General features: G+C 67.5%; 21 protein-coding genes and 1 pseudogene. 11 read left to right on the forward strand and 11 right to left on the reverse strand.

The genetic code is table 11. The annotated features are described in order from the left end of the window. Positions 1–63 precede the first annotated feature (63 nt). Positions 64–690, forward strand: coding sequence for a TetR/AcrR family transcriptional regulator (locus ACWEKS_RS27440; protein WP_452342725.1), 627 nt, complete (start codon positions 64–66; stop codon positions 688–690). A gap of 27 nt (positions 691–717) precedes the next feature. Here the strand turns inward: ACWEKS_RS27440 and ACWEKS_RS27445 are convergent, their stop codons facing one another. Beyond that, entirely contained in the window at positions 718–1302 is a 585-nt protein-coding gene (locus ACWEKS_RS27445; protein ID WP_452342726.1) for a helix-turn-helix domain-containing protein, read from the reverse strand. An 82-nt stretch (positions 1303–1384) separates the two neighbouring features. Here ACWEKS_RS27445 and ACWEKS_RS27450 point away from each other — a divergent pair, with 82 nt between their 5' ends. Beyond that, positions 1385–2350 carry an NAD(P)/FAD-dependent oxidoreductase gene (locus tag ACWEKS_RS27450; protein ID WP_452342727.1) on the forward strand — a complete coding sequence of 322 codons (966 nt, stop codon included), beginning with the start codon at positions 1385–1387 and terminating at the stop codon, positions 2348–2350. A 108-nt stretch (positions 2351–2458) separates the two neighbouring features. Here the strand turns inward: ACWEKS_RS27450 and ACWEKS_RS27455 are convergent. After that, positions 2459–2548: pseudogene (locus ACWEKS_RS27455) on the reverse strand (hypothetical protein); the annotation flags it as partial. Between ACWEKS_RS27455 and ACWEKS_RS27460 the strand changes: the two are divergent. From ACWEKS_RS27460 to ACWEKS_RS27470, 3 genes are all read left to right on the forward strand, one after another. Continuing rightward, complete coding sequence (locus ACWEKS_RS27460; RefSeq protein ID WP_452342728.1) at positions 2547–2678, forward strand: hypothetical protein; 132 nt, start codon at positions 2547–2549, stop codon at positions 2676–2678. The pseudogene ACWEKS_RS27455 and the gene ACWEKS_RS27460 overlap by 2 nt on opposite strands. 102 nt (positions 2679–2780) lie before the next feature. Continuing rightward, positions 2781–3668 (forward strand): alpha/beta fold hydrolase, encoded by an 888-nt coding sequence (locus ACWEKS_RS27465; protein WP_452342729.1) that lies wholly within the window; start codon positions 2781–2783, stop codon positions 3666–3668. A 321-nt stretch (positions 3669–3989) separates the two neighbouring features. Continuing rightward, positions 3990–4271: a hypothetical protein gene (locus ACWEKS_RS27470; protein ID WP_452342730.1), complete on the forward strand. Its 282-nt coding sequence runs from the start codon at positions 3990–3992 to the stop codon at positions 4269–4271. A gap of 57 nt (positions 4272–4328) precedes the next feature. Here ACWEKS_RS27470 and ACWEKS_RS27475 read toward each other — a convergent pair whose 3' ends face one another. Genes ACWEKS_RS27475 through ACWEKS_RS27485 form a run of 3 tightly spaced genes read right to left on the reverse strand, consistent with a single transcriptional unit; the run spans position 4329 to position 7079 of the window. Continuing rightward, the gene (locus ACWEKS_RS27475) at positions 4329–5309 is read right to left on the reverse strand and encodes an ABC transporter substrate-binding protein (protein WP_452342731.1); all 981 of its coding nucleotides are present in this window, start codon (positions 5307–5309) and stop codon (positions 4329–4331) included. Between the two features lie 28 nt (positions 5310–5337). Then, positions 5338–6321 (reverse strand): ABC transporter permease, encoded by a 984-nt coding sequence (locus ACWEKS_RS27480; RefSeq protein WP_452342732.1) that lies wholly within the window; start codon positions 6319–6321, stop codon positions 5338–5340. After that, positions 6318–7079: an ATP-binding cassette domain-containing protein gene (locus tag ACWEKS_RS27485; protein WP_452342733.1), complete on the reverse strand. Its 762-nt coding sequence runs from the start codon at positions 7077–7079 to the stop codon at positions 6318–6320. Before ACWEKS_RS27485 ends, ACWEKS_RS27480 begins: the two co-directional genes overlap by 4 nt. A gap of 112 nt (positions 7080–7191) precedes the next feature. On the opposite strand from ACWEKS_RS27485, the gene ACWEKS_RS27490 reads away from it, so the two are divergent. After that, the gene (locus ACWEKS_RS27490; protein WP_452342734.1) at positions 7192–7728 is read left to right on the forward strand and encodes a hypothetical protein; all 537 of its coding nucleotides are present in this window, start codon (positions 7192–7194) and stop codon (positions 7726–7728) included. Here ACWEKS_RS27490 and ACWEKS_RS27495 read toward each other — a convergent pair. The 3 genes from ACWEKS_RS27495 to ACWEKS_RS27505 all read right to left on the reverse strand — a co-directional run bounded on the left by ACWEKS_RS27495 (position 7701) and on the right by ACWEKS_RS27505 (position 11046). Then, positions 7701–8549, reverse strand: a complete 849-nt coding sequence (locus tag ACWEKS_RS27495; RefSeq protein WP_452342735.1) for a ParA family protein — start codon at positions 8547–8549, stop codon at positions 7701–7703. The genes ACWEKS_RS27490 and ACWEKS_RS27495 overlap by 28 nt on opposite strands. 240 nt (positions 8550–8789) lie before the next feature. After that, positions 8790–9857, reverse strand: coding sequence for an alcohol dehydrogenase catalytic domain-containing protein (locus tag ACWEKS_RS27500; protein ID WP_379388975.1), 1068 nt, complete (start codon positions 9855–9857; stop codon positions 8790–8792). Positions 9858–9861: 4 nt separating this feature from the next. After that, positions 9862–11046 (reverse strand): LLM class flavin-dependent oxidoreductase, encoded by a 1185-nt coding sequence (locus ACWEKS_RS27505; RefSeq protein ID WP_452342736.1) that lies wholly within the window; start codon positions 11044–11046, stop codon positions 9862–9864. A gap of 241 nt (positions 11047–11287) precedes the next feature. On the opposite strand from ACWEKS_RS27505, the gene ACWEKS_RS27510 reads away from it, so the two are divergent. Together ACWEKS_RS27510 and ACWEKS_RS27515 are read left to right on the forward strand one after the other, a co-directional pair. Further along, positions 11288–11935 (forward strand): TetR/AcrR family transcriptional regulator, encoded by a 648-nt coding sequence (locus tag ACWEKS_RS27510; protein WP_357000316.1) that lies wholly within the window; start codon positions 11288–11290, stop codon positions 11933–11935. 70 nt (positions 11936–12005) lie between these two features. Then, positions 12006–12218: a hypothetical protein gene (locus tag ACWEKS_RS27515; protein ID WP_452342737.1), complete on the forward strand. Its 213-nt coding sequence runs from the start codon at positions 12006–12008 to the stop codon at positions 12216–12218. Between the two features lie 37 nt (positions 12219–12255). Here the strand turns inward: ACWEKS_RS27515 and ACWEKS_RS27520 are convergent, their stop codons facing one another. Then, complete coding sequence (locus tag ACWEKS_RS27520; RefSeq protein ID WP_452342738.1) at positions 12256–12675, reverse strand: MarR family winged helix-turn-helix transcriptional regulator; 420 nt, start codon at positions 12673–12675, stop codon at positions 12256–12258. 62 nt (positions 12676–12737) lie between these two features. Here ACWEKS_RS27520 and ACWEKS_RS27525 point away from each other — a divergent pair, with 62 nt between their 5' ends. Continuing rightward, complete coding sequence (locus tag ACWEKS_RS27525) at positions 12738–13478, forward strand: alpha/beta fold hydrolase (RefSeq protein WP_452342739.1); 741 nt, start codon at positions 12738–12740, stop codon at positions 13476–13478. Positions 13479–13574: 96 nt separating this feature from the next. On the opposite strand, the gene ACWEKS_RS27530 is transcribed toward ACWEKS_RS27525, so the two are convergent. Further along, positions 13575–14819: an FAD-dependent oxidoreductase gene (locus ACWEKS_RS27530; protein ID WP_452342740.1), complete on the reverse strand. Its 1245-nt coding sequence runs from the start codon at positions 14817–14819 to the stop codon at positions 13575–13577. 82 nt (positions 14820–14901) lie between these two features. On the opposite strand from ACWEKS_RS27530, the gene ACWEKS_RS27535 reads away from it, so the two are divergent. Continuing rightward, entirely contained in the window at positions 14902–15384 is a 483-nt protein-coding gene (locus ACWEKS_RS27535; RefSeq protein ID WP_452342741.1) for a MarR family winged helix-turn-helix transcriptional regulator, read from the forward strand. A 262-nt stretch (positions 15385–15646) separates the two neighbouring features. After that, entirely contained in the window at positions 15647–16807 is a 1161-nt protein-coding gene (locus ACWEKS_RS27540) for a lipase family protein (RefSeq protein WP_452342770.1), read from the forward strand. A gap of 264 nt (positions 16808–17071) precedes the next feature. Here ACWEKS_RS27540 and ACWEKS_RS27545 read toward each other — a convergent pair whose 3' ends face one another. After that, positions 17072–17224, reverse strand: a complete 153-nt coding sequence (locus ACWEKS_RS27545; RefSeq protein WP_452342742.1) for a helix-turn-helix domain-containing protein — start codon at positions 17222–17224, stop codon at positions 17072–17074. Position 17225: the final 1 nt, after the last annotated feature.

Here is a 17225-nt window from a genome sequence, read left to right on the forward strand (position 1 = left end):
CCGACGCGAACACACCGACATGCTGCGATGCTCACCGAGATCGGAGAAACTAGGCTGATGCTCGTGACCCACGTCGATACCGCCGACACCACAACCAGCGCCGAACCCGCCACCGACTCCGGGTTCCGGCGGCGGCTGCTGGATGCCATGGCCGACGCGGTTCGCGAGCGCGGGTATCGGGACACCACCGTCGCCGATGTGGTCCGCCTGGCGCGGACCTCGCGGCGGACCTTCTACGAGCACTTCGTCGACAAGCAGGACTGCTTCGTAGCCATGCTCACCGAACGGAACAACGACACCGTCCAGCAGATCTACGCGGCCGTGGACCCGACCGCGCCCTGGGACACCCAGATCCATCAGGCGATCGAGGCGTGGATCGGGGCCTCCCGTGACGACACCTGCATCACCCTGGCCTGGATCCGCGACACCCCGGCGCTGGGGGAGCGGGCGCGGCAATTGCACCGGGACGCCGCGGAATCGTTCATCACGCTCATCCAGGACCTCACCGCCACATCGGAATTCCAGGCGGCCGGACTGCATCCGCCGACCCGGCAGATGGCGACCATCCTCTACGGCGGGTTCCGGGAGCTCATCGCCTCCACCGTGGAGGACGGGCGGGACATCACCGAAATCATCGATGTGGCAGTCGAAACCGCGCTCGCGCTGGTCGGGCCGCGGTATCAGGGATAGCCGTCAGTCTCCCTTGGGGCGGGTCCGTCAGTCTCCCTTGGGGCGGGCCCGGAAGTGGGCGCGCTCGCCCTGTTTGCCGAAGAGGCTGAGGAATTCGACCGGCTCGTCGTCGGCCGCGCCGAACCAGTGCGGTTCCCGGGTGTCGAATTCGGCGGCCTCGCCCGGGTGCAGGATCAGGTCGTGCACGCCGAGGATCATCCGGAGCCGGCCGTTGAGGACGTAGAGCCACTCGTAGCCTTCGTGGGTCTGCGGATTGGGTTCGGTGCGACCGGATTTCGGGCCCAGCACGATCTTGAAGGCCTGAATGCCGCCGACGCGGCGGGTCAGCGGCAGCATCTGCATGCCACCCCGGTTGATCGGGCGCATGTGCACGCGCGGGTCGCCGGTGAGCGGGGCGTTCACCAGGTCGTCGAGGGTCACATTGTGGGCCCGGGCCAGCGGGAGCAGCTGCTCCAGGGTGGGGCGGCGCGCACCGGACTCCAGGCGGGACAGCGTGCTCACCGAGATGCCGGTCTCGGCGGACAGCTCCGCCAGCGTGGTCTCGCGTTGTTTGCGCAGCTCACGCAGCCGTAGTCCCACCCCTTCCAGGGCTCTGTCGATATCCTCGGTCATGACCTCAGTTTGCCATATCGGCAAAGTAGGTTGCCAGGATCGCGGCATGGTCCGCATGGTCGTAGGCAGGAGGTGGTCATCAATGACCGATCAGCTGAACAGCAGCTATGACGTGGTGGTGGTCGGCGGCGGCGCGGCCGGACTGAACGGGGCGCTCATGCTCGCCCGAGCCCGGCGCTCGGTGGTCGTGATCGACGCGGGCAGCGCGCGCAACGCGCCCGCGGACAGGGTGCACGGATTGTTCGCCCGCGAAGGCGTGCCGCCGTCGGAACTGCTGGCGCGGGGCCGCGACGAGGTGCGCGGCTATGGCGGACACGTGGTTCCGGGCGAAGTGACCGGAATCGTCAGGGACGGAGAAGAATTCGTCGCCACCCTGGCCGACGGGCGGTCCGTCCGCGCCCGCCGCCTGCTGGTGACCTCCGGCCTGGTCGACGAACTCCCCGATATCCCGGGCCTGCGCGAGCGCTGGGGCCATGATGTCATCCACTGCCCGTACTGCCACGGCTGGGAGGTCCGGGACCGCCCGATCGGCGTCCTCGGCCTGGGCCCCATGGGAATTCACCTCGCCCTCCTCTTCCGCCAGTGGAGCGACGACGTCGTCTACTTCGCCCACACCAACACCCCTCCCACCGAGGAGGAGTCGGAACAGCTGGCGGCCAGAGGAATTCGCGTCGTCACCGGCGAGGTCACCGCCGTAGAGATCGCCGCCGACCAAATCTCCGGCGTCCGCCTCGCCGACAACACCATCATCCCCCGCGAGATCCTGGCCGCCCCCACCCGCATGGTCGCCCGCGCCGCCTTCCTGGCAGATCTAGGCCTGACCCCCACTTCCCACCCCACCGGCGCAGGCGAATACATCCCCGCCGACCCCACCGGCCGCACCGAAACCCCCGGCGTCTGGGCCGCAGGCAACGTCACCGACATCTCGGCCCAGGTAGGCAACTCCGCCGCCGTCGGCGCCATGGCCGGCGCCCACATCAACGCCGACCTGATAGCCGAAGAAACCCGTCTGGCAGTCGAAGCTCACCGCGCCCTGGCCACCGCCTGACCAGCCGGCCGGACCGGCCCACGCCGGTCCGGCCCACTCGGTGAATACCGCAGGGAGCGCACCGAACCGCAGGCCGCCCGCCAGATTCTCGGCCGTCTCCTTGGTGAAGTGCCCGGAGATCTGGGTCTGATTCCCGCTCAACGTGCCCTGAATGCGCCGCGCGGACAGGACGGCTCCGCTCTGGACGCGGCGATTCATGCCCGCCTGGCTGCTGCTCTCCGTAGCGGGCCCGGACGACGCGGCCGGCGTGCCCGTGCCGCCGCTGGCCCGGATGTTCAGCGGCTGGCTGGAACGGACTCAGCGCGCTGCTTTCGGCGACAACTACTGAGCGTGGGGAATCGGCACGTTCACCCCGCGAACAATCTGCATGGACAGTGCAATTTGTTAGTGTGATGGCGAACCGACGGCTGTGGCCCACAGGAGGGTAGAGATGGCGGACCTGACCCCACGCGTCGCGGCCTGGCAGCGATCGGGCACCTTCGAACAGGTCGGACGCCACCGGATCTTCGTCCGTGAACGAGCAGGCTCCCCGGACCTGCCGCCGCTGGTGCTCCTGCACGGCTACCCGTCCAGCTCCTACGACTGGCGGGACGCCTTCGACTCGATCGACGGTCACCGCCTGCTCACCTTCGACTTCCTCGGTTTCGGGCTGTCCGACAAGCCGCGAGATACGCAGTACTCGTTGCGAATTCAAGCCGATATCGCCGAGGAACTCGTGCAGCGGTACGGGGGTGAACCCGTCGTCATGGTGTCTCACGACATGGGCAGCTCGGTCGCCACCGAACTCCTCGCCCGCGACATCGATGGAACATTGTCGTTCACGCTGAAATCGGCTCTGCTGTTCAATGCGAGCCTGGTCCGCGAACAGGCCAGCCTGCTGCTCGGACAGAAACTCTTGCTGAGCCGGCTCGGCCCGCTCGTCACCCGAGCGACGAGCGAATTCTCCTTCCGTCGCTCGCTCGGCAGTATCTTCTCCGCAGCGCATCCCCTCACCGCTGAGGAGGCAGCCGACCAGTGGTCGTTGCTGTCCCACAACGACGGTCATCGCATGCTCGACAAACTCATCTACTACAACCACGAACGCGTCACACCCCCGACTTCCACGCGCTGGCACAACGCACTACGCACCTGGCTGGGCGCGCTGGAACTCGGTTGGGCGGGTCTGGATCCCATCTGCACCGAGGCCGTACTGCAAGCAGTTCTGAACCTCAGGCCGAACACGCCGGTAACTCGACTGCCAGGTCTGGGTCACTACCCCCAAATAGAAGACCCCAAGCCCGTATACGAACTCATCCAGCGACACGCGTCGCAAGGCTGAGCGAGCTTCTCAGACCAGTCGGCGGGCACCCACTTCAGCGTGATGCGCTCGGCCGCGCCAAATTACGGGTCAGTGCGTGAACGAGCCGTTCGAGTCATATCTGGCTCAACCGTTCTGATCACGCACTGTGCCTTTGGAATTGGCAAGAAAATGCTGCCTGCCGGCCGAAGGTGCGAGATACGACCGGTGCTCTGGCGTTCGGCATTACGGCGCGCGGGTTGGGTCCGTTTGACTGTCCGGACGGGGCGATCAGCGGCTGAACGAGATATTTGCAGGCTACTAACGGGTCTGGACGGTCTGCAAGGTCTAACGTTGATCGCTATGTCGAGCAAGGACATTGTGGTGACGGTGGGTGAGGATGATTGGCTCACGTTGCGCGATGCCGCGGAGTGCGCGGGGATGAGCATCGAGGCCTATGTCTCATGGGGAGTGCGGGTTTTGGCGTTGCAGGCCCGGCCCGGCGGGGTGAAACAAGGCGGGCGCACGGGCAATCTGCGTGCGAGGAGACGCGCCACGGGGACCGCGGAGGAATCGGAGTCGGCTGCGTGGACCGAAACCTTCACGCAGCGCTTATCGCACCGCGTCGATCGCCAGCAGTACTGAGTTGCGCCTGACTGGGCTGGGCCTGCTGCGCCCTCGTGTTCGGAAGCGGTGGTCCGGTCAGCACTTGCTCTTGTAGAAGTACTGGTCGTTGGTGGACATGGTGTCGGCGGTGATGGCGATCATGTCGGTTTGGATTTTGCGGGTGACGGGCTTGCCCTGGAGGGCGGCGTCGGCCTGGTCCACGCCCTGTTTGCCTATGTCGGAGGGGTTTTGGGCAATGAGGGCTTGGACTGTGCCGTCCTTCAGGTCTTGGACCTGTTTGGGGCTGGCGTCGAAGCCGACGACCTTGACCTGACCGAGTTTGCCGGCGTTGCGGAGGCCGGTGGCGGCGCCTTCGGCGGAGCTGAGGTTGGTGGCGAAGATGCCGGCCAGGTCGGGGTGGGCGGCGAGGGTGGCGGTGACGATGGAGGCGGCCTGGGCGGCTTCGTTGTTGTTGTACTGGACGCCCAGCGACGACATGCCCGGGTGGTTCTGTTTCAGTTCGTCCTCGAAGCCCTGGGCGCGCTGGTCGGTGGTGGAGGTACCGGCCTTGGTGTTGATCACCAGCACGGATCCCTTGTCGCCCACCAGTTTCGCCAGGGTGACCGCGGCCAGTTGGCCGCCCTTCACATTGTCGGAGGAGATGGAGGACAGGGCGATGGAGGTGTCGTCGAGCGCGGTGTCCACCTCGACGACCTTGATGCCCGCGTCCTTGGCCTGCTTGATCGGGCTGGCCATGGCCTGGGCGTGGGTGGGCGCGATGAGGATCGCGCCGGGTTTGTTGGCGATGACGCCGGTGACGATCGGTGTCTGCAGCGAGGCGTCGAATTGGGTGGGGGCCTGGGTAACCAGGGAGTATCCGAGTTTCTTCGCCTCGTCCTGGGCGCCGCACTGCATCGAGATATAGAAGGGCTCGTTCGCGACGCCGGGGATGAGCACCAGCTTCTTCGCGTCGGCCTTGCCCGAATTGCTCACCGAGCCACCGCATCCCGCCAGTAGCCCGGCCACCGCCACCACTACGCCGGCCATTACGGCCGCCCGTCCACCGGTCCTCATCATCAGGCCCTCACCTTCGAACTACGTTGTGTTATTTCCGGTCCCGGGACCGCCTGCGGATCTGGTCGAACCACACGGCCGCCACGAGCACGACGCTCACCGCGATGGGCTGCCAGAACACCGGCACCCCCGCGATGACGAAGCCCTTGCGCAAAACCGACGGGATGAACACCCCGATCACGGTGCCCAGCACCGACCCCACCCCACCGAACAGACTGGTCCCGCCGATCACCACCCCCGCGATGGCATCGAGATTGTCGGTCCCGTGGCCCGCGATCGTGGTGGTCCCGAAGTATGCGAGATTCATGAAACCGGCCAGGCCCGAGAGCATTCCGGCCATGAGATACACCAGGATCAGATGCCGCGTGACCCCGATCCCGGCCCGCCGCGCAGCCTCCGCGCTGGAACCGATCGCAAACGTGTACCGGCCGAACCGAGTGGTGTGCAGCAGCCAGGCTCCGACCACCGTCACCACGACCGCCACCAGCACCAGATCCGGAATCCCGCCCAGCATGGTGCCGAAACCCAGTGAGTCACGCAGCTTCCCGGGAACCGTGCGGGTATCGACCCCGCCGGTGATCAACTGCGCCGCTCCCAGCGCCGCCCCGAACGACCCGAGCGTCACGATCAACGGCGGAATCTTGGCCTTGGCCACCAGAATTCCGTTCACCAGCCCCCAGAGCGCCCCACCCGCCAGCGATATCAGCAGCCCGAGCAGAATGATGCCCCAGCCCGCGTGCGTCGCATCCTCGCCCGGACTGAGCCACTCCATGGTCTTGGCCGCGAGCACGCCGGAGAAGATCAGCACCATCCCCACCGACAGATCGATGCCCGCGGTGACGATCACGAATGTCATCCCGATCGACAGCACCAGGAGCACCGACGTCTCGATCAGCAAGGTCTGCAGCGTGAATCGCGTCGGAAAGGCGTCCGGCCGCACGATGCTGAACGCGGCGTACAGCACGACCAGCACGCAGCCGATCCAGAACGTGCCGGTCCCGGCCAGCCGCCTCATGACTGATCCTCCGTGGTCAGCGCGCCGGTCATGGCTCCCACCAACTGCTCCAGCGTGGCGTCGCCGGCGGTGAAGCGGGCGACCCGCTGCCCCAGCCGCAACACTTCGATACGGTCGGCGACGGCCAGCACCTCGGGCATATTGTGGCTGATCAGCACCACCCCGATACCTTGATCGCGCACGCGGCGAATGACATCCAGCACCCTCTCCCGCTGCACCACGCCGAGCGCCGCGGTCGGCTCGTCCATGAAGACGACCCTGCTGGCCCACATCACCGCCCGCGCCACCGCGACCGTCTGCCGCTGCCCGCCCGACAGCGACCCGATCGGCACATCCGCACTGGGCAGCACGACACCGAGCCGTTGAAAGTGCTCGGCCGCCTGCGTTCTCATGGCCTTGCGATCGAGCATCCCCAGCCGCCCGGGCAGCCCCCTGCGGAGCAACTCGCGTCCGAGGAAGAGATTGGCGGCGGGATCGAGGTCGGGGGCCACGGCCAGATCCTGGTAGACCGTCTCCACCCCGAGCCGTCGCGCCGCGGTCGGCGACGCCATCCGAACCGGCTTGCCGTCCAGCAGAATCCGCCCGCCATCGGGTTGTTCGGCCCCCGAAAGGCATTTCACCAGTGTGGATTTCCCGGCGCCATTGTCGCCGATCAGTGCCACCACTTCGCCCGCACCGACCTGAAAACCGGCCCCGCGCAAGGCCTCCACACCGCCGTACCGCTTCTGAAGCCCTTCGGCTTCCAATACGGCTGGCATCGGCGATCACCCCGGCGACATCGACTGAGCGGACATCCGGTCCGCTCACCGAGCGTACTGATGATCTCGTGGCGTCGGGGCGGATATGGAAAACACCGCTATCGTGGGATCGGTGACCCGCCTTGGATTCCGCGTGTTGACGGTGCTTCCCGCTGTGGCGGTGTGCGCGCTGGCCGTCGGCTGTGCCCAGACTCCGCACACGGCGCACTCCTCCGAGAAAGCGCGCCCTGTGCCGACCGGTTCACTCGACACGCTGGGCACCAAATCGCTGGCGGCCACGACCACCCCCGCGCCGGTGACCACCATGGCGACGCCGCCGCAATCCGTCCCCGCCCAGCCCGCTTTTACCGAGGGCGACGCCCGTTACACGGTCCGCCGCTACCTGTCCCGCTGGATCGGGCAGCCGCTCCAGCCCGATGACACCGAGGGCAAGTACCCCCTCGTCTGCGCGGGCTCGACGCTGGCCAACAATCCCGGAAGGCTCACCGGCACAACAGCCTTCGACGCCGACCGGATGACGGCCCGCACCGGCGACACGGGTGCGGCCGTGACCGTCCCGGTGACGAATTCCTCCGCCGTCACCACCGTGCTCACCTTCACCCTGCGCGCCGCGACCCAGGGCTACTGCATCGTGGACATCGCGAGCTGACCCATCGGCCGCCCGGAACGCTTCAGGAACTCCCGCGCCAACTCCCGATACTGTTCCGCACCACGGGATTTCGGTGCCCACGTGGTGAGCGGTTCGCCCGCGATGGTGGAGTCCGGGAACCGCACCGTCCGCGAGATCACCGTGTCGTACAGCTCCGCCTCGAACGTCTCCGCCACCCGGTCCCGCACCTGCCGGCAGTGCAGCAGTCGCGGATCGAACATGGTGACCACGATGCCCGACAGCTCGAGCCGCGGATTGAGCCGTTCGCGCACCTTCTCCATGGTGTCGTTGAGCAGCGCCAGCCCGCGCAGCGAGAAGAACTCGCACTCCATGGGAATGATGACCCCGTCCGCGCAGGCGAGCGCATTCACGGTGAGCAGGCTCAGCGACGGCTGGCAGTCGATGAGGATGTAGTCGTAGCGATCCCGGATCGGATCGAGCACCCGGCGCATCGAATGCTCTCGGCCCACCTCGTTGACGAGCTGGATCTCCGCCGCGGACAGATCGATATTGCTGGGCAGCAGATGCAGGTTCGTGACGCCGGTCTTGATCAGCACGTCGTCGATCGGCGGCGCCGACCGGCTCAGCAGGTCGTAGACGGTGAGTTCGAGATCGTGGTGCGCGACGCCCAGGGCCGCCGACAGCGCCCCCTGCGGATCGAGGTCCACCAGCAGCACGCGCAGCCCGCACTCGGCAAGCGCGGCACCCAGATTGACCGTCGAGGTGGTCTTCCCGACGCCGCCCTTCTGATTGCACAGCGCAATCACCTGGGCTTCGCCTGCGGTCGCCCCGGCCTCCTCAACAGCAATGTTTGCCGACATTTCGCCAGCCTAACCCGTCACGTGGCGGATCGGTCGGACCCGCTCCGGAGTCCTGTCGCACGTCGGCAAGTGCGGCGATCTACCAGTGATTTTCACAATCCCGGCAATGAACCAGCATGTCGGACAACGGTGGAGCCCAGCGCATGCTGGTCATTAGCCCTAATGTGGTGTGGCGAGCCGCCGGGGCAATGCACCACGCCGCCCGCCACATCGAACCCGGATGAACCGGGCATATCACCGTCAGTGATCCGGCAGTACCAGGATCTTCACGTGCTCTTCCGGATTCCGCAGCGCCGTGAAGGCATCCGCCACCCCGTCCAGCCCGACCCGCCCGGTGATCAGCGCCTCCGCGTCGATCGCCCCGGACGCCAGCCGCTCCAGCGTGATGTCGTAGGCGTTCTCGTAGGGCCCGTGCCCGAAATTGACCGCGATCCGCCGGAACTGCCCGACCACCGGAATGATCGGCTCGTCCGCGAACGGCGCGGCCAGCACCTGGATCCGCGAGTTGAACGGCATGGTCCGCATGAGCGTGCCGATAATCCCTGCGCGCCCGCTGCATTCATAGGCGATGAGAATGCCCGTGCCCGACTGGCCCACCACGCTGTCGCCCTGCGCGACCGCCGTCATCCACGCCTCGATCGGATCCTGCTCGTTCGGATCCACCACGATGTCCGCGCCGACGGCCCGCGCGAGCTCCCGCCGCTTCGGGGAGGGCTCCGAAGCCACCACCAGCCGCGCCCCGTGCGCCTTGGCCGCGATGATCGCGCCCAGCCCGATGGTCCCGCAGCCGATGACCAGCGCCGAATCCTCTGCGGTGAGACCGGATTGCTGCACGTGCATCTCGCCGACGTGCAGCGGCTCGGCCAGCGTCGCATGCTCGAGCGACAGCCCCTCGGGCACGTGCCGCACCCAGAACGCGTCCACCACGATGCTCTCGCCGAACGCCCCGTGATAGTCGTTCGAATACCCGATGATCGTCGGAATGCCGGTCGCCGCCTCGGTCGCGAGCCCGATCCCCGCGACGCGGTCGCCGACCGCGAAATCCGTGACCCCGGCGCCGATTTCGGTGACGGTTCCGGCGTACTCGTGCCCGAGCACGACCGGTCGCTCGGTGTCGAAGGTGGCCAGCGGATACCCGCTGTCCGCCGCCACCTGCACGAATCGGCACGGATCCTTCGACATGGACAGATCGCTGCCGCAGATGCCGCACGCGGCCACCGCGATCCGCAATTGCCCCGGACCCGGTGCGGGCGGCTCGGCCACCTCGGCGGGGGAGAACTGCCCGTTCAGAAACTGTGTGGCGCGCATGGGATCACGCTCCCGTCGCGGCGGTCTCGCCGTAGTAGTCGGTGTGTGCCTTGGTGATGGCGGTGACCAGCTGCCCGATCAGCAGCTCCCGGTTGTCCTGCGCGTACTGCAGGCTGTCCTCGCGGCGGCGGTTGCGATTCTTGAAGTGCGGGATCACCTCCGAGGCGAACAGCTCGTAGCTGCGCTTGGTGTCCTCCCAGCTCGCCATGTCCACGTGCAGGACCAGCATGGTGCCGAACCCGCCGGTCTTCTCGATGAGCTTCTCGATGCGCGCGATCGCCTCGTCCGGCGTGCCGATGATGGCCTGCCCGAATTCGCCGAGGTTGTCATTGCGCCACTGATCGATGATGCCCTTGGGCGTGTCCGCCCACGCCGGCTGCTCGCCGGTCTGCCGGTTCACGTACGCGGCCATCGAGCCGATGCGGCGGCTCACCGCGCGCTCGGCGTCGGCGCGGGTCTCGGCCAGGAAGATCGGATTGACCAGCCGCCACCGCGACCGGTCCGCGGTGTGCCCGTGCTCGGCGCACACCTTCTCGTAGACGCCCCAATTGCGGTCCAGCACTTCGAAACCCATGGGGGAGCTGGCCGCTAGCGACAACAGCGACAGCCCGTGCGTCCCGGCCAGCACCGAGCCGTTGGGGGAGATGGTCGAGGCGGTGGCGACCTCGATGCCGGCCGGGTCGTAGGTCGGCAGCTGGGCGCGGGCGTCGCGCAGGGTGAACCAGTCGGTGGTCATGCTCACCACCTCGCCGCGCAGCAGCGCGAGGATGGCCTCGAGCGCCTCGCCCTGGCGGCGGCGCTGATCCGACGGATTGATGCCCATCATGTGCGCGTCGAGCGGGATCTTGCCGGGGCCGGTGCCGAAGATCAGGCGGCCGCGGGTCTGCAGGTCCAGCTGCGTGATGCGGTCGACGGTGACCAGCGGATGGTGATACGGCAGCGACACCACACCCGTGCCGAAGCGCAGCCGTTCGGTGCGTTCGGCGGCCGCGGCGATGAAAACGTCGGGCGCGGGCACGATCTCGGCTCCGGTCGAGTGGTGCTCGCCCATCCACGCCTCGTCGAAGCCGAGGTGGTCGAGGTGTTCCATGAGATCGATGTCGCGACGCAGCTGCAGGGCCGGGTCGGCGTCGAGGGGGTGGTACGGGGCCAGGAAGGCCCCGAATTTCATCGATTCAGCGGTCCACACGGATGGATCTCCTTCACCCAGTGCCCCGGGCTTCGTCGCCCGGTGCGGTTCCCCGAGTAAACCTGGATCAACTGATCCATAAGTTCGGCTGTCCCGGTGAGTGGGCATGATTCGAAAACGCAGGTAGTGAAGCTGATTCAACGTCGATAATGAGCGCTGTGCTGTGCCGAAATCGGATTGTCGAACCAGTTCCGGGGCCCGCGATGCCGGCCCCGCGCCTCCGATGTGCCAAGCTCATGCCGTGACCGTCCCCATGCAGAACCGCCAGGGCAATGCGACCCGCACCCGGCTGGTGAAAACCGCCGAGCGCCTGTTCGCCGCCCACGGCGTGGACGCGGTCTCGGTGCGCGCGGTGAACGCCGCCGCCGGCCTCGGCCCCTCCTCGGTCAACTATCACTTCGGCACCAAGGACGACCTGATCGCCGCCGTGCTGCTCGATCTCGGCGCGACCGTCCGCGACCGTATTCGCGCCAATGCCGACGTGCTCGCCGCCCGCGCCGAACCGCCCACCGCGGAGACCCTGGTCCGCGCGGTCACCGAGCCCTATCGAGACCTGTTGCTGCAGCACCGGACTCGCGGCATGCGCTGGATCAAGATCGTCACCCAGCTCTCCCTGCACTCCCATCCCGCCCTCACCGCCGCCGAGCAGGACCTCCCCGATCAGCTGCACGTTCAGCTCCGCCGCGCCTTCCCGCAGTCGGATCCCAGCCGTCTCGAGGCCCGCTGGGCGATCTCGCTCATGGGTTTCCTGCAAGCCCTGAGCCGCGCGGACGAATGGCATCCCGGCGCGACTCCACCTCCTGCCGAGGAACTGGCCGCCCTCTACGAAGATCAGGTCGTCTTCCTCATCGGCGGCCTCGACCGTTTGCTGGGCGGAACCGGCCGCTGAATCACCGGTGACGCACAAGTGGACGAAACATGACATACTTCGCCCACTCCCAGCTCGAAAGCGGTTGCCCATGCCCGAAGATCCCGAACTCGCCCAGGCCCGTGTCCTGGCCCGCGAGCTCCAGAGCCACGCCGACATGCTGACCCGCGAGCTGCAGTACGTCTCGCGCCCCGAAGCGCAGACCCGCGCCCAGGCGGACCTGACCGCGGTCCAGCGCCAGCTCGACGGCCTGCGCCGCCGTTTCCCGGATGTCGCCGACGCCCCGGACACCCTCGCCAGCTGAGCGTCGATTCGGCGGTCCCACAACCCGATCGGGTGCGTCAGGCCCGGGAGCCGGGGCCCACGCGCTGCAGTAGTGCCTGCAGCGTCTTGCGCTCCGCGGCCGACAGTTCCGCGAAGGATTCCGCCAGGACACTGTCGGCGATCGCGTTTCCGGCCGCGAGCGTGCGTCGTCCCTCGGCCGTCAAACGGTGCTCGATGAGGCGGCCGCGGCCGGGGGTGCGTTCGATCAGCCCGCGGGTGGCGAGCCGGTTGGCCAGCGTGCCGAACGCCTGCTCGCTCTGAAAGGTCTCCTCCGCCAAGGCTCGCGCCGACGACCCCGGTTCGCGGTCGATGGCGCGCAGCGCATCCCATTGCGCCAGCGTGGTGCCCACGGTGGCGAGCCTGCTGTCGAGTGCGCGGTGGTGGCGATACTGCGCCTGCTTGATAGCTCGGCCCAGGGCCTGCAAATCACCTGCCATGGACACAGGCTATCAGGCTGACTAAGCTTGTTTATATCAACATGTTTAGTCAAGGAGTGACCATGAGTGAATCGGGTACCGGCGCGAACATTCTCGTATTGCACGGTGGCGCGGGGCCGGGCAGCTTGGCCACCATCGCCGCGCATCTGGCGAACACCGCACACGTCCTGACCCCGACCCATCCGGGCTGGGACGGGACCTCGCGCCCGGCCGAGGTGAACACGATCGGCGACCTCGCCGAAATGTACCTGCGGCTGCTGGCCGAACGGGACCTGCGCGAGGTGGTCGTCGTCGGCTCCTCGATCGGCGGCTGGATCGCCGCCGAGATGGCGGTCCGGGACACCGCGAATCGCCTTGCGGGCCTGGTGCTCATCGACGCCGTCGGCATCCGGGTCGACGGTGCGCCGATCCGCGACATCTTCGCGCTGACCCCCGAACAGGTCGCGCAGTACTCATGGCACGACCCGGCCCGAGCCCTGTCGAATGCTCCCGAGCCGACCCCCGAACAATCGGCCGCACGCGCGGCGAACATGGCCGCACTGCGCCACTACGCCGGCGACCCCTATATGCACGATCCCGAGCTGGCCGCCCGGCTGTCCGAGGTGTCCCTGCCGACGCTGCTCCTCTGGGGCGAAAGCGACGGCATCGCCACCTCCGCCTACGCGGCCGCCTATGCCGCTGCATTCCCCGACGCCCGCCTCGAAATCATCGCCGCCGCAGGCCATCTCCCGCACCTGGAACAGCCCCGGGCAACGTTCGCCCACCTCGACGCCTACCTGCGCCGGCTCCGGGCAGGAGCCTGACGCCCGCAGTCGGGGCGAGATCGTGTCGGCGAATCTCGTTGCCGGCGGGGCGATTCGGGGTGACCACACGACGGGCCTGCGACTGCACGGCCCGGACTAGGCGCTCGGGTGGACCGGCTGGTCGGCCGATTCGCCGGACCAGCTGATCCGGTGGTCGAACATCCAGTTCAGCGAGCCCACACCCTGCTTGGCGGCCTTCTTCAGGAAGAACGGCGTCAGTTGGCGGACGAGGAAACGGGCCAGGCCACTCTGGGCCTTGTCGCCGCTGGTTTCGGCGCCGTGCGCGACCACCCGCTCGACCCGGTCACGGCGGCGGTGCTCGAATTCGGCCAGGGCGGTGGCGGTCTCGGGCAGGTCGCGCAGGCAGATGGCCAGGGTCACCGCGTCCTCGACGGCCATGGAGACGCCCTGGCCCGAGGATGAGGCCACCGCGTGGGCGGCATCGCCGATGATGACCATGCGGTCGTTGTGCCAGGTGGGGACCGACGGCATGTCGTACTGGTTGAAGCCGGTGACGAAGGTGGCGTCGGGGGTCGCGGCGACGATGGCGGCCGCGGGGCCCCGGTCGGCCGCCAGCATCCGCGCCAGCTGGTCGCGCCACTGCGCGGGTGCCGTGGATGCCACTGTCTGCTTCGAAAGTTCCTGTGCGCCGGGCATGTTCGCGAACCACCAGATCTCGCCGCCGGGTGCGACCAGATAGCCGAAGAAGGCCTTCTTGCCGAAGATCATGCTGTAAACGCCCGGCCGCAAACCGAGTTCGTGAACCAGGGCCGGGTCGGTGACGAATCCGCCCAGGCCGTAGATGCCCAGGTAGTGGGCCTTCGGCGCATTCGGGTCGATGATCTCCCGGGTGCGGGAGTGGATGCCGTCCGCGCCGACGAGCAGGTCGGCCTCGGCCCGGCTGCCGTCGGCGAAGGTGGCGACGACGCCGCCCGTGGCCGTCGGTTCCGCGTCGACGAGTCGCTTGCCGAACTCGTATCGGATACCGCGCCGCGCGGCTTCGGCATTGAGTGCCCGGTACAGGTCGCGCCGCTTCACGCTGTGGGTCACGGTGCCGTCGGGCAGCGTGCCGCCGATGGGCATGTCGGTGATGTGCTTGCCGGCGCTGGTGTAGAAGCTGAGCGTGTCGGTGGCGTGGCCGGTGTCCATGACGATGTGGTGGGCGTCGATCTCGGCCAGCGCGGACAGGCCGTTCACCGCGACCGTCAGATATGCGCCGATCTGCCCGGCGGCCGCGTCGGCGTAGGCCTCGTAGACGACCGCTTCCCAACCGGCCTGCTGCAGTGCCATCGCGGTGACCGGACCGGCAATGCCGCCGCCGATGACCAGTGCCTTCTTCATGCCGTGTCTCCCTCTGAACTCTCTTGAGCGTGATGTATCTTGGTTATCAAGATATCAATAGTTTGACGATCAAGAGGTTTGAATGTCAAGAGAAAATCTGGACGAGTTGCGCGCCCGGGTCGGACGGGAGTCCCAGGCGTTGCAGGCGGCCGTCGACGATGTCGACCAGGCGGCCGCGACCGTGCTCGGCGTCAACCGCACCGACCTGCGCTGTCTCGAGGTGCTGGTCCGGGGTGAGTCGACGCCGGGCGCACTGGCGGCCGAATTGGGCCTGACCAGTGGCAGCGTCACGACGATGCTGGATCGGCTCGCCAAGCTCGGTCATGTCACCCGGGAGCCGGGACCGGGCGACCGGCGCAAGGTGCTGGTCCGCATCACCCCGGCGACCATGGCCCGGGCCTGGGAGATATACGGGCCCATCGCCGAGGAGGGCGCGGCCGAGATGGCGGGCTCGTCGGCCGCCGAGCTGCACACCATCCTCGACTTCCTCGCCCGCAGCCGTGAACTCCAGCAACGCCACCGCGAGCGAATCTCGGCCCTGCCCAGGACGGTTCGGGGTTCGTAGTCGAGGGCGGTGATCGGTACTGACAGTTCGTGCCGGAATTGTCTGAATAACTGGACGCTCTGGTCAGTTAGCTGTAGCGTCACTGCACGATTCGCGAGAGGCTTGCTGGCGCATGCTCTTCCGGTTCACAGGCTCGGCTGTGCCGAATGCCAATCCATTGCTTTATTGGTCGATCGTTCTTTCGCGCGCGGTCGGGAGCGAGATGAGAACGACTGAAGTGTGAGGGACGTCGTTGTTCGCAGTGTCCGTCAGGGCTGTGGTCCTGGCTCTGAGCATCCTGACCGCGGGGGCGGTAGGCGCCGCCCCCGTGTCGGCTCAACCCCTGTATCCCACGCAGGATCCCGATCCGTTCTACGGTCCGCCGGCCGATCTGGATGCGCTCGCGCCCGGTGACGTGGTCCGGACGCGCAAGATCGATACCGGGCTGTACGTGGGCACCGAGGGCTGGCAGGTGGCCTTCCGCAGCACCAACTCCCAGGGGCAGCCGATCCTCGGCATGACCACGGTGCTGCTCCCGGCAGGTGTCTCGAACCCGCCGCTGGTGTCGTATCAGGCGCTCATCAACTCATTGGGCGCGCAATGCAATCCGTCGCGCTCGCTGTTCAACGGCGAGCTCCAGGACGGGGTGGGCGCCATGCTGCCGATCGGGCGCGGCTGGGCCATCTCGCTGCCCGACTATCTGGGGCCGAATGTCTCCTACGGCGCGGCCAAACTCAGCGGCATGGTGACCCTGGACAGCGTGAAGGCGGTCCGCAAGGCCACCGAACTGGGACTCGGGAAGTCGCCGGTCGCGCTGGCCGGGTATTCCGGCGGCGGCATGGCGACCGCCTGGGCCGCTGCCCTGCAACCCGAGTACGCGCCGGACCTGAAGCTCGATGCCGTTGTAGCCGGGGGCATTCCGGCCGATCTGGAGCAGATGGCGCTCTCGCTGGGCTTCGAGCCGCACCCGGGCTTCGGCCTGGCCTTCGCGGCGGCCATGGGCTTGGAGCGCGAATACCCGAACCGCCTGCCGATCTCGGATCAGCTCAATGAGAACGGGCTCTGGTTCCGCGAATTCACCCACGATGCCTGCCGTCGCTTCCTGCTGTTCCACGGCGCCTTCCGCAACGCCGACCAGATGGCGGCGTCCAAGAGCCTGATGGACAGTCCTGAGGCGCACGCGGTGCTGCGGGAGAACAGCCTGCGCTACTTCCCGGGCACGCCCGCGGTCCCGACCTACTTCTGGCAGGGGCGGTTCGACACCCTCACCTTCTTCGATCCGGTCGCCGAGGTCGCCGACCGGTACTGCAAGGCCGGTGTGCCGCTGGTGTTCCGGCCCTTCGATATCGCCGAGCACATGACCACGGCCGTCGCCGGATTCGCCGACGCCTGGAACTATGTGGAATCACGTTTCCGCGGGGATCCGGTCCCGGTGAGCTGCTGATTCTGGCCGCCTACCGGCAGGCGTGCGCCCGGCCGATGGGCCATATTGCTGTTGCCGCGGTTGACCTGACGGATCAGCCCGGCCTGGCGCGGCGCTCGAAAGTGGTGTGTCCGAGTGGCTTTCGACACCAGGAGCCCGAACGAACTGCAATGTCGTTCCGCGCCGTCGGTATTGGCGAGGAGGGCCAGGACGACCTCCACGCGATGCCGGTCGGCGAGGGCCGCTTACCCACCCGATCCCGGCCTGACCCGCGCGATCTGCCGGTCAATCGGCCAATTCCGCCAGCCGGGAAGCGATTCCGGCGCGGCTGGTCAAACCGAGTTTGCGCAGGACGCGGCCGAGGTGATCCTCGATGGTGCGGGGGCTCAGATAGAGCTGGGCCGCGATCTCCTTGTTGGCAAGGCCCTTGGCGGCCAAC

It is taken from the genome of Nocardia sp. NPDC004711, assembly GCF_053601595.1.

Coding starts and splice junctions, on each gene's coding strand:
- ACWEKS_RS27445 (WP_452342726.1), bottom strand. CDS start 1,302: ATGACCGAGGATATCGACAGAGCCCTGGAAGGGGTGGGACTACGGCTG.
- ACWEKS_RS27450 (WP_452342727.1), top strand. CDS start 1,385: ATGACCGATCAGCTGAACAGCAGCTATGACGTGGTGGTGGTCGGCGGC.
- ACWEKS_RS27460 (WP_452342728.1), top strand. CDS start 2,547: ATGCCCGCCTGGCTGCTGCTCTCCGTAGCGGGCCCGGACGACGCGGCC.
- ACWEKS_RS27465 (WP_452342729.1), top strand. CDS start 2,781: ATGGCGGACCTGACCCCACGCGTCGCGGCCTGGCAGCGATCGGGCACC.
- ACWEKS_RS27470 (WP_452342730.1), top strand. CDS start 3,990: ATGTCGAGCAAGGACATTGTGGTGACGGTGGGTGAGGATGATTGGCTC.
- ACWEKS_RS27475 (WP_452342731.1), bottom strand. CDS start 5,309: ATGATGAGGACCGGTGGACGGGCGGCCGTAATGGCCGGCGTAGTGGTG.
- ACWEKS_RS27480 (WP_452342732.1), bottom strand. CDS start 6,321: ATGAGGCGGCTGGCCGGGACCGGCACGTTCTGGATCGGCTGCGTGCTG.
- ACWEKS_RS27485 (WP_452342733.1), bottom strand. CDS start 7,079: ATGCCAGCCGTATTGGAAGCCGAAGGGCTTCAGAAGCGGTACGGCGGT.
- ACWEKS_RS27495 (WP_452342735.1), bottom strand. CDS start 8,549: ATGTCGGCAAACATTGCTGTTGAGGAGGCCGGGGCGACCGCAGGCGAA.
- ACWEKS_RS27500 (WP_379388975.1), bottom strand. CDS start 9,857: ATGCGCGCCACACAGTTTCTGAACGGGCAGTTCTCCCCCGCCGAGGTG.
- ACWEKS_RS27515 (WP_452342737.1), top strand. CDS start 12,006: ATGCCCGAAGATCCCGAACTCGCCCAGGCCCGTGTCCTGGCCCGCGAG.
- ACWEKS_RS27520 (WP_452342738.1), bottom strand. CDS start 12,675: ATGGCAGGTGATTTGCAGGCCCTGGGCCGAGCTATCAAGCAGGCGCAG.
- ACWEKS_RS27525 (WP_452342739.1), top strand. CDS start 12,738: ATGAGTGAATCGGGTACCGGCGCGAACATTCTCGTATTGCACGGTGGC.
- ACWEKS_RS27530 (WP_452342740.1), bottom strand. CDS start 14,819: ATGAAGAAGGCACTGGTCATCGGCGGCGGCATTGCCGGTCCGGTCACC.
- ACWEKS_RS27535 (WP_452342741.1), top strand. CDS start 14,902: ATGTCAAGAGAAAATCTGGACGAGTTGCGCGCCCGGGTCGGACGGGAG.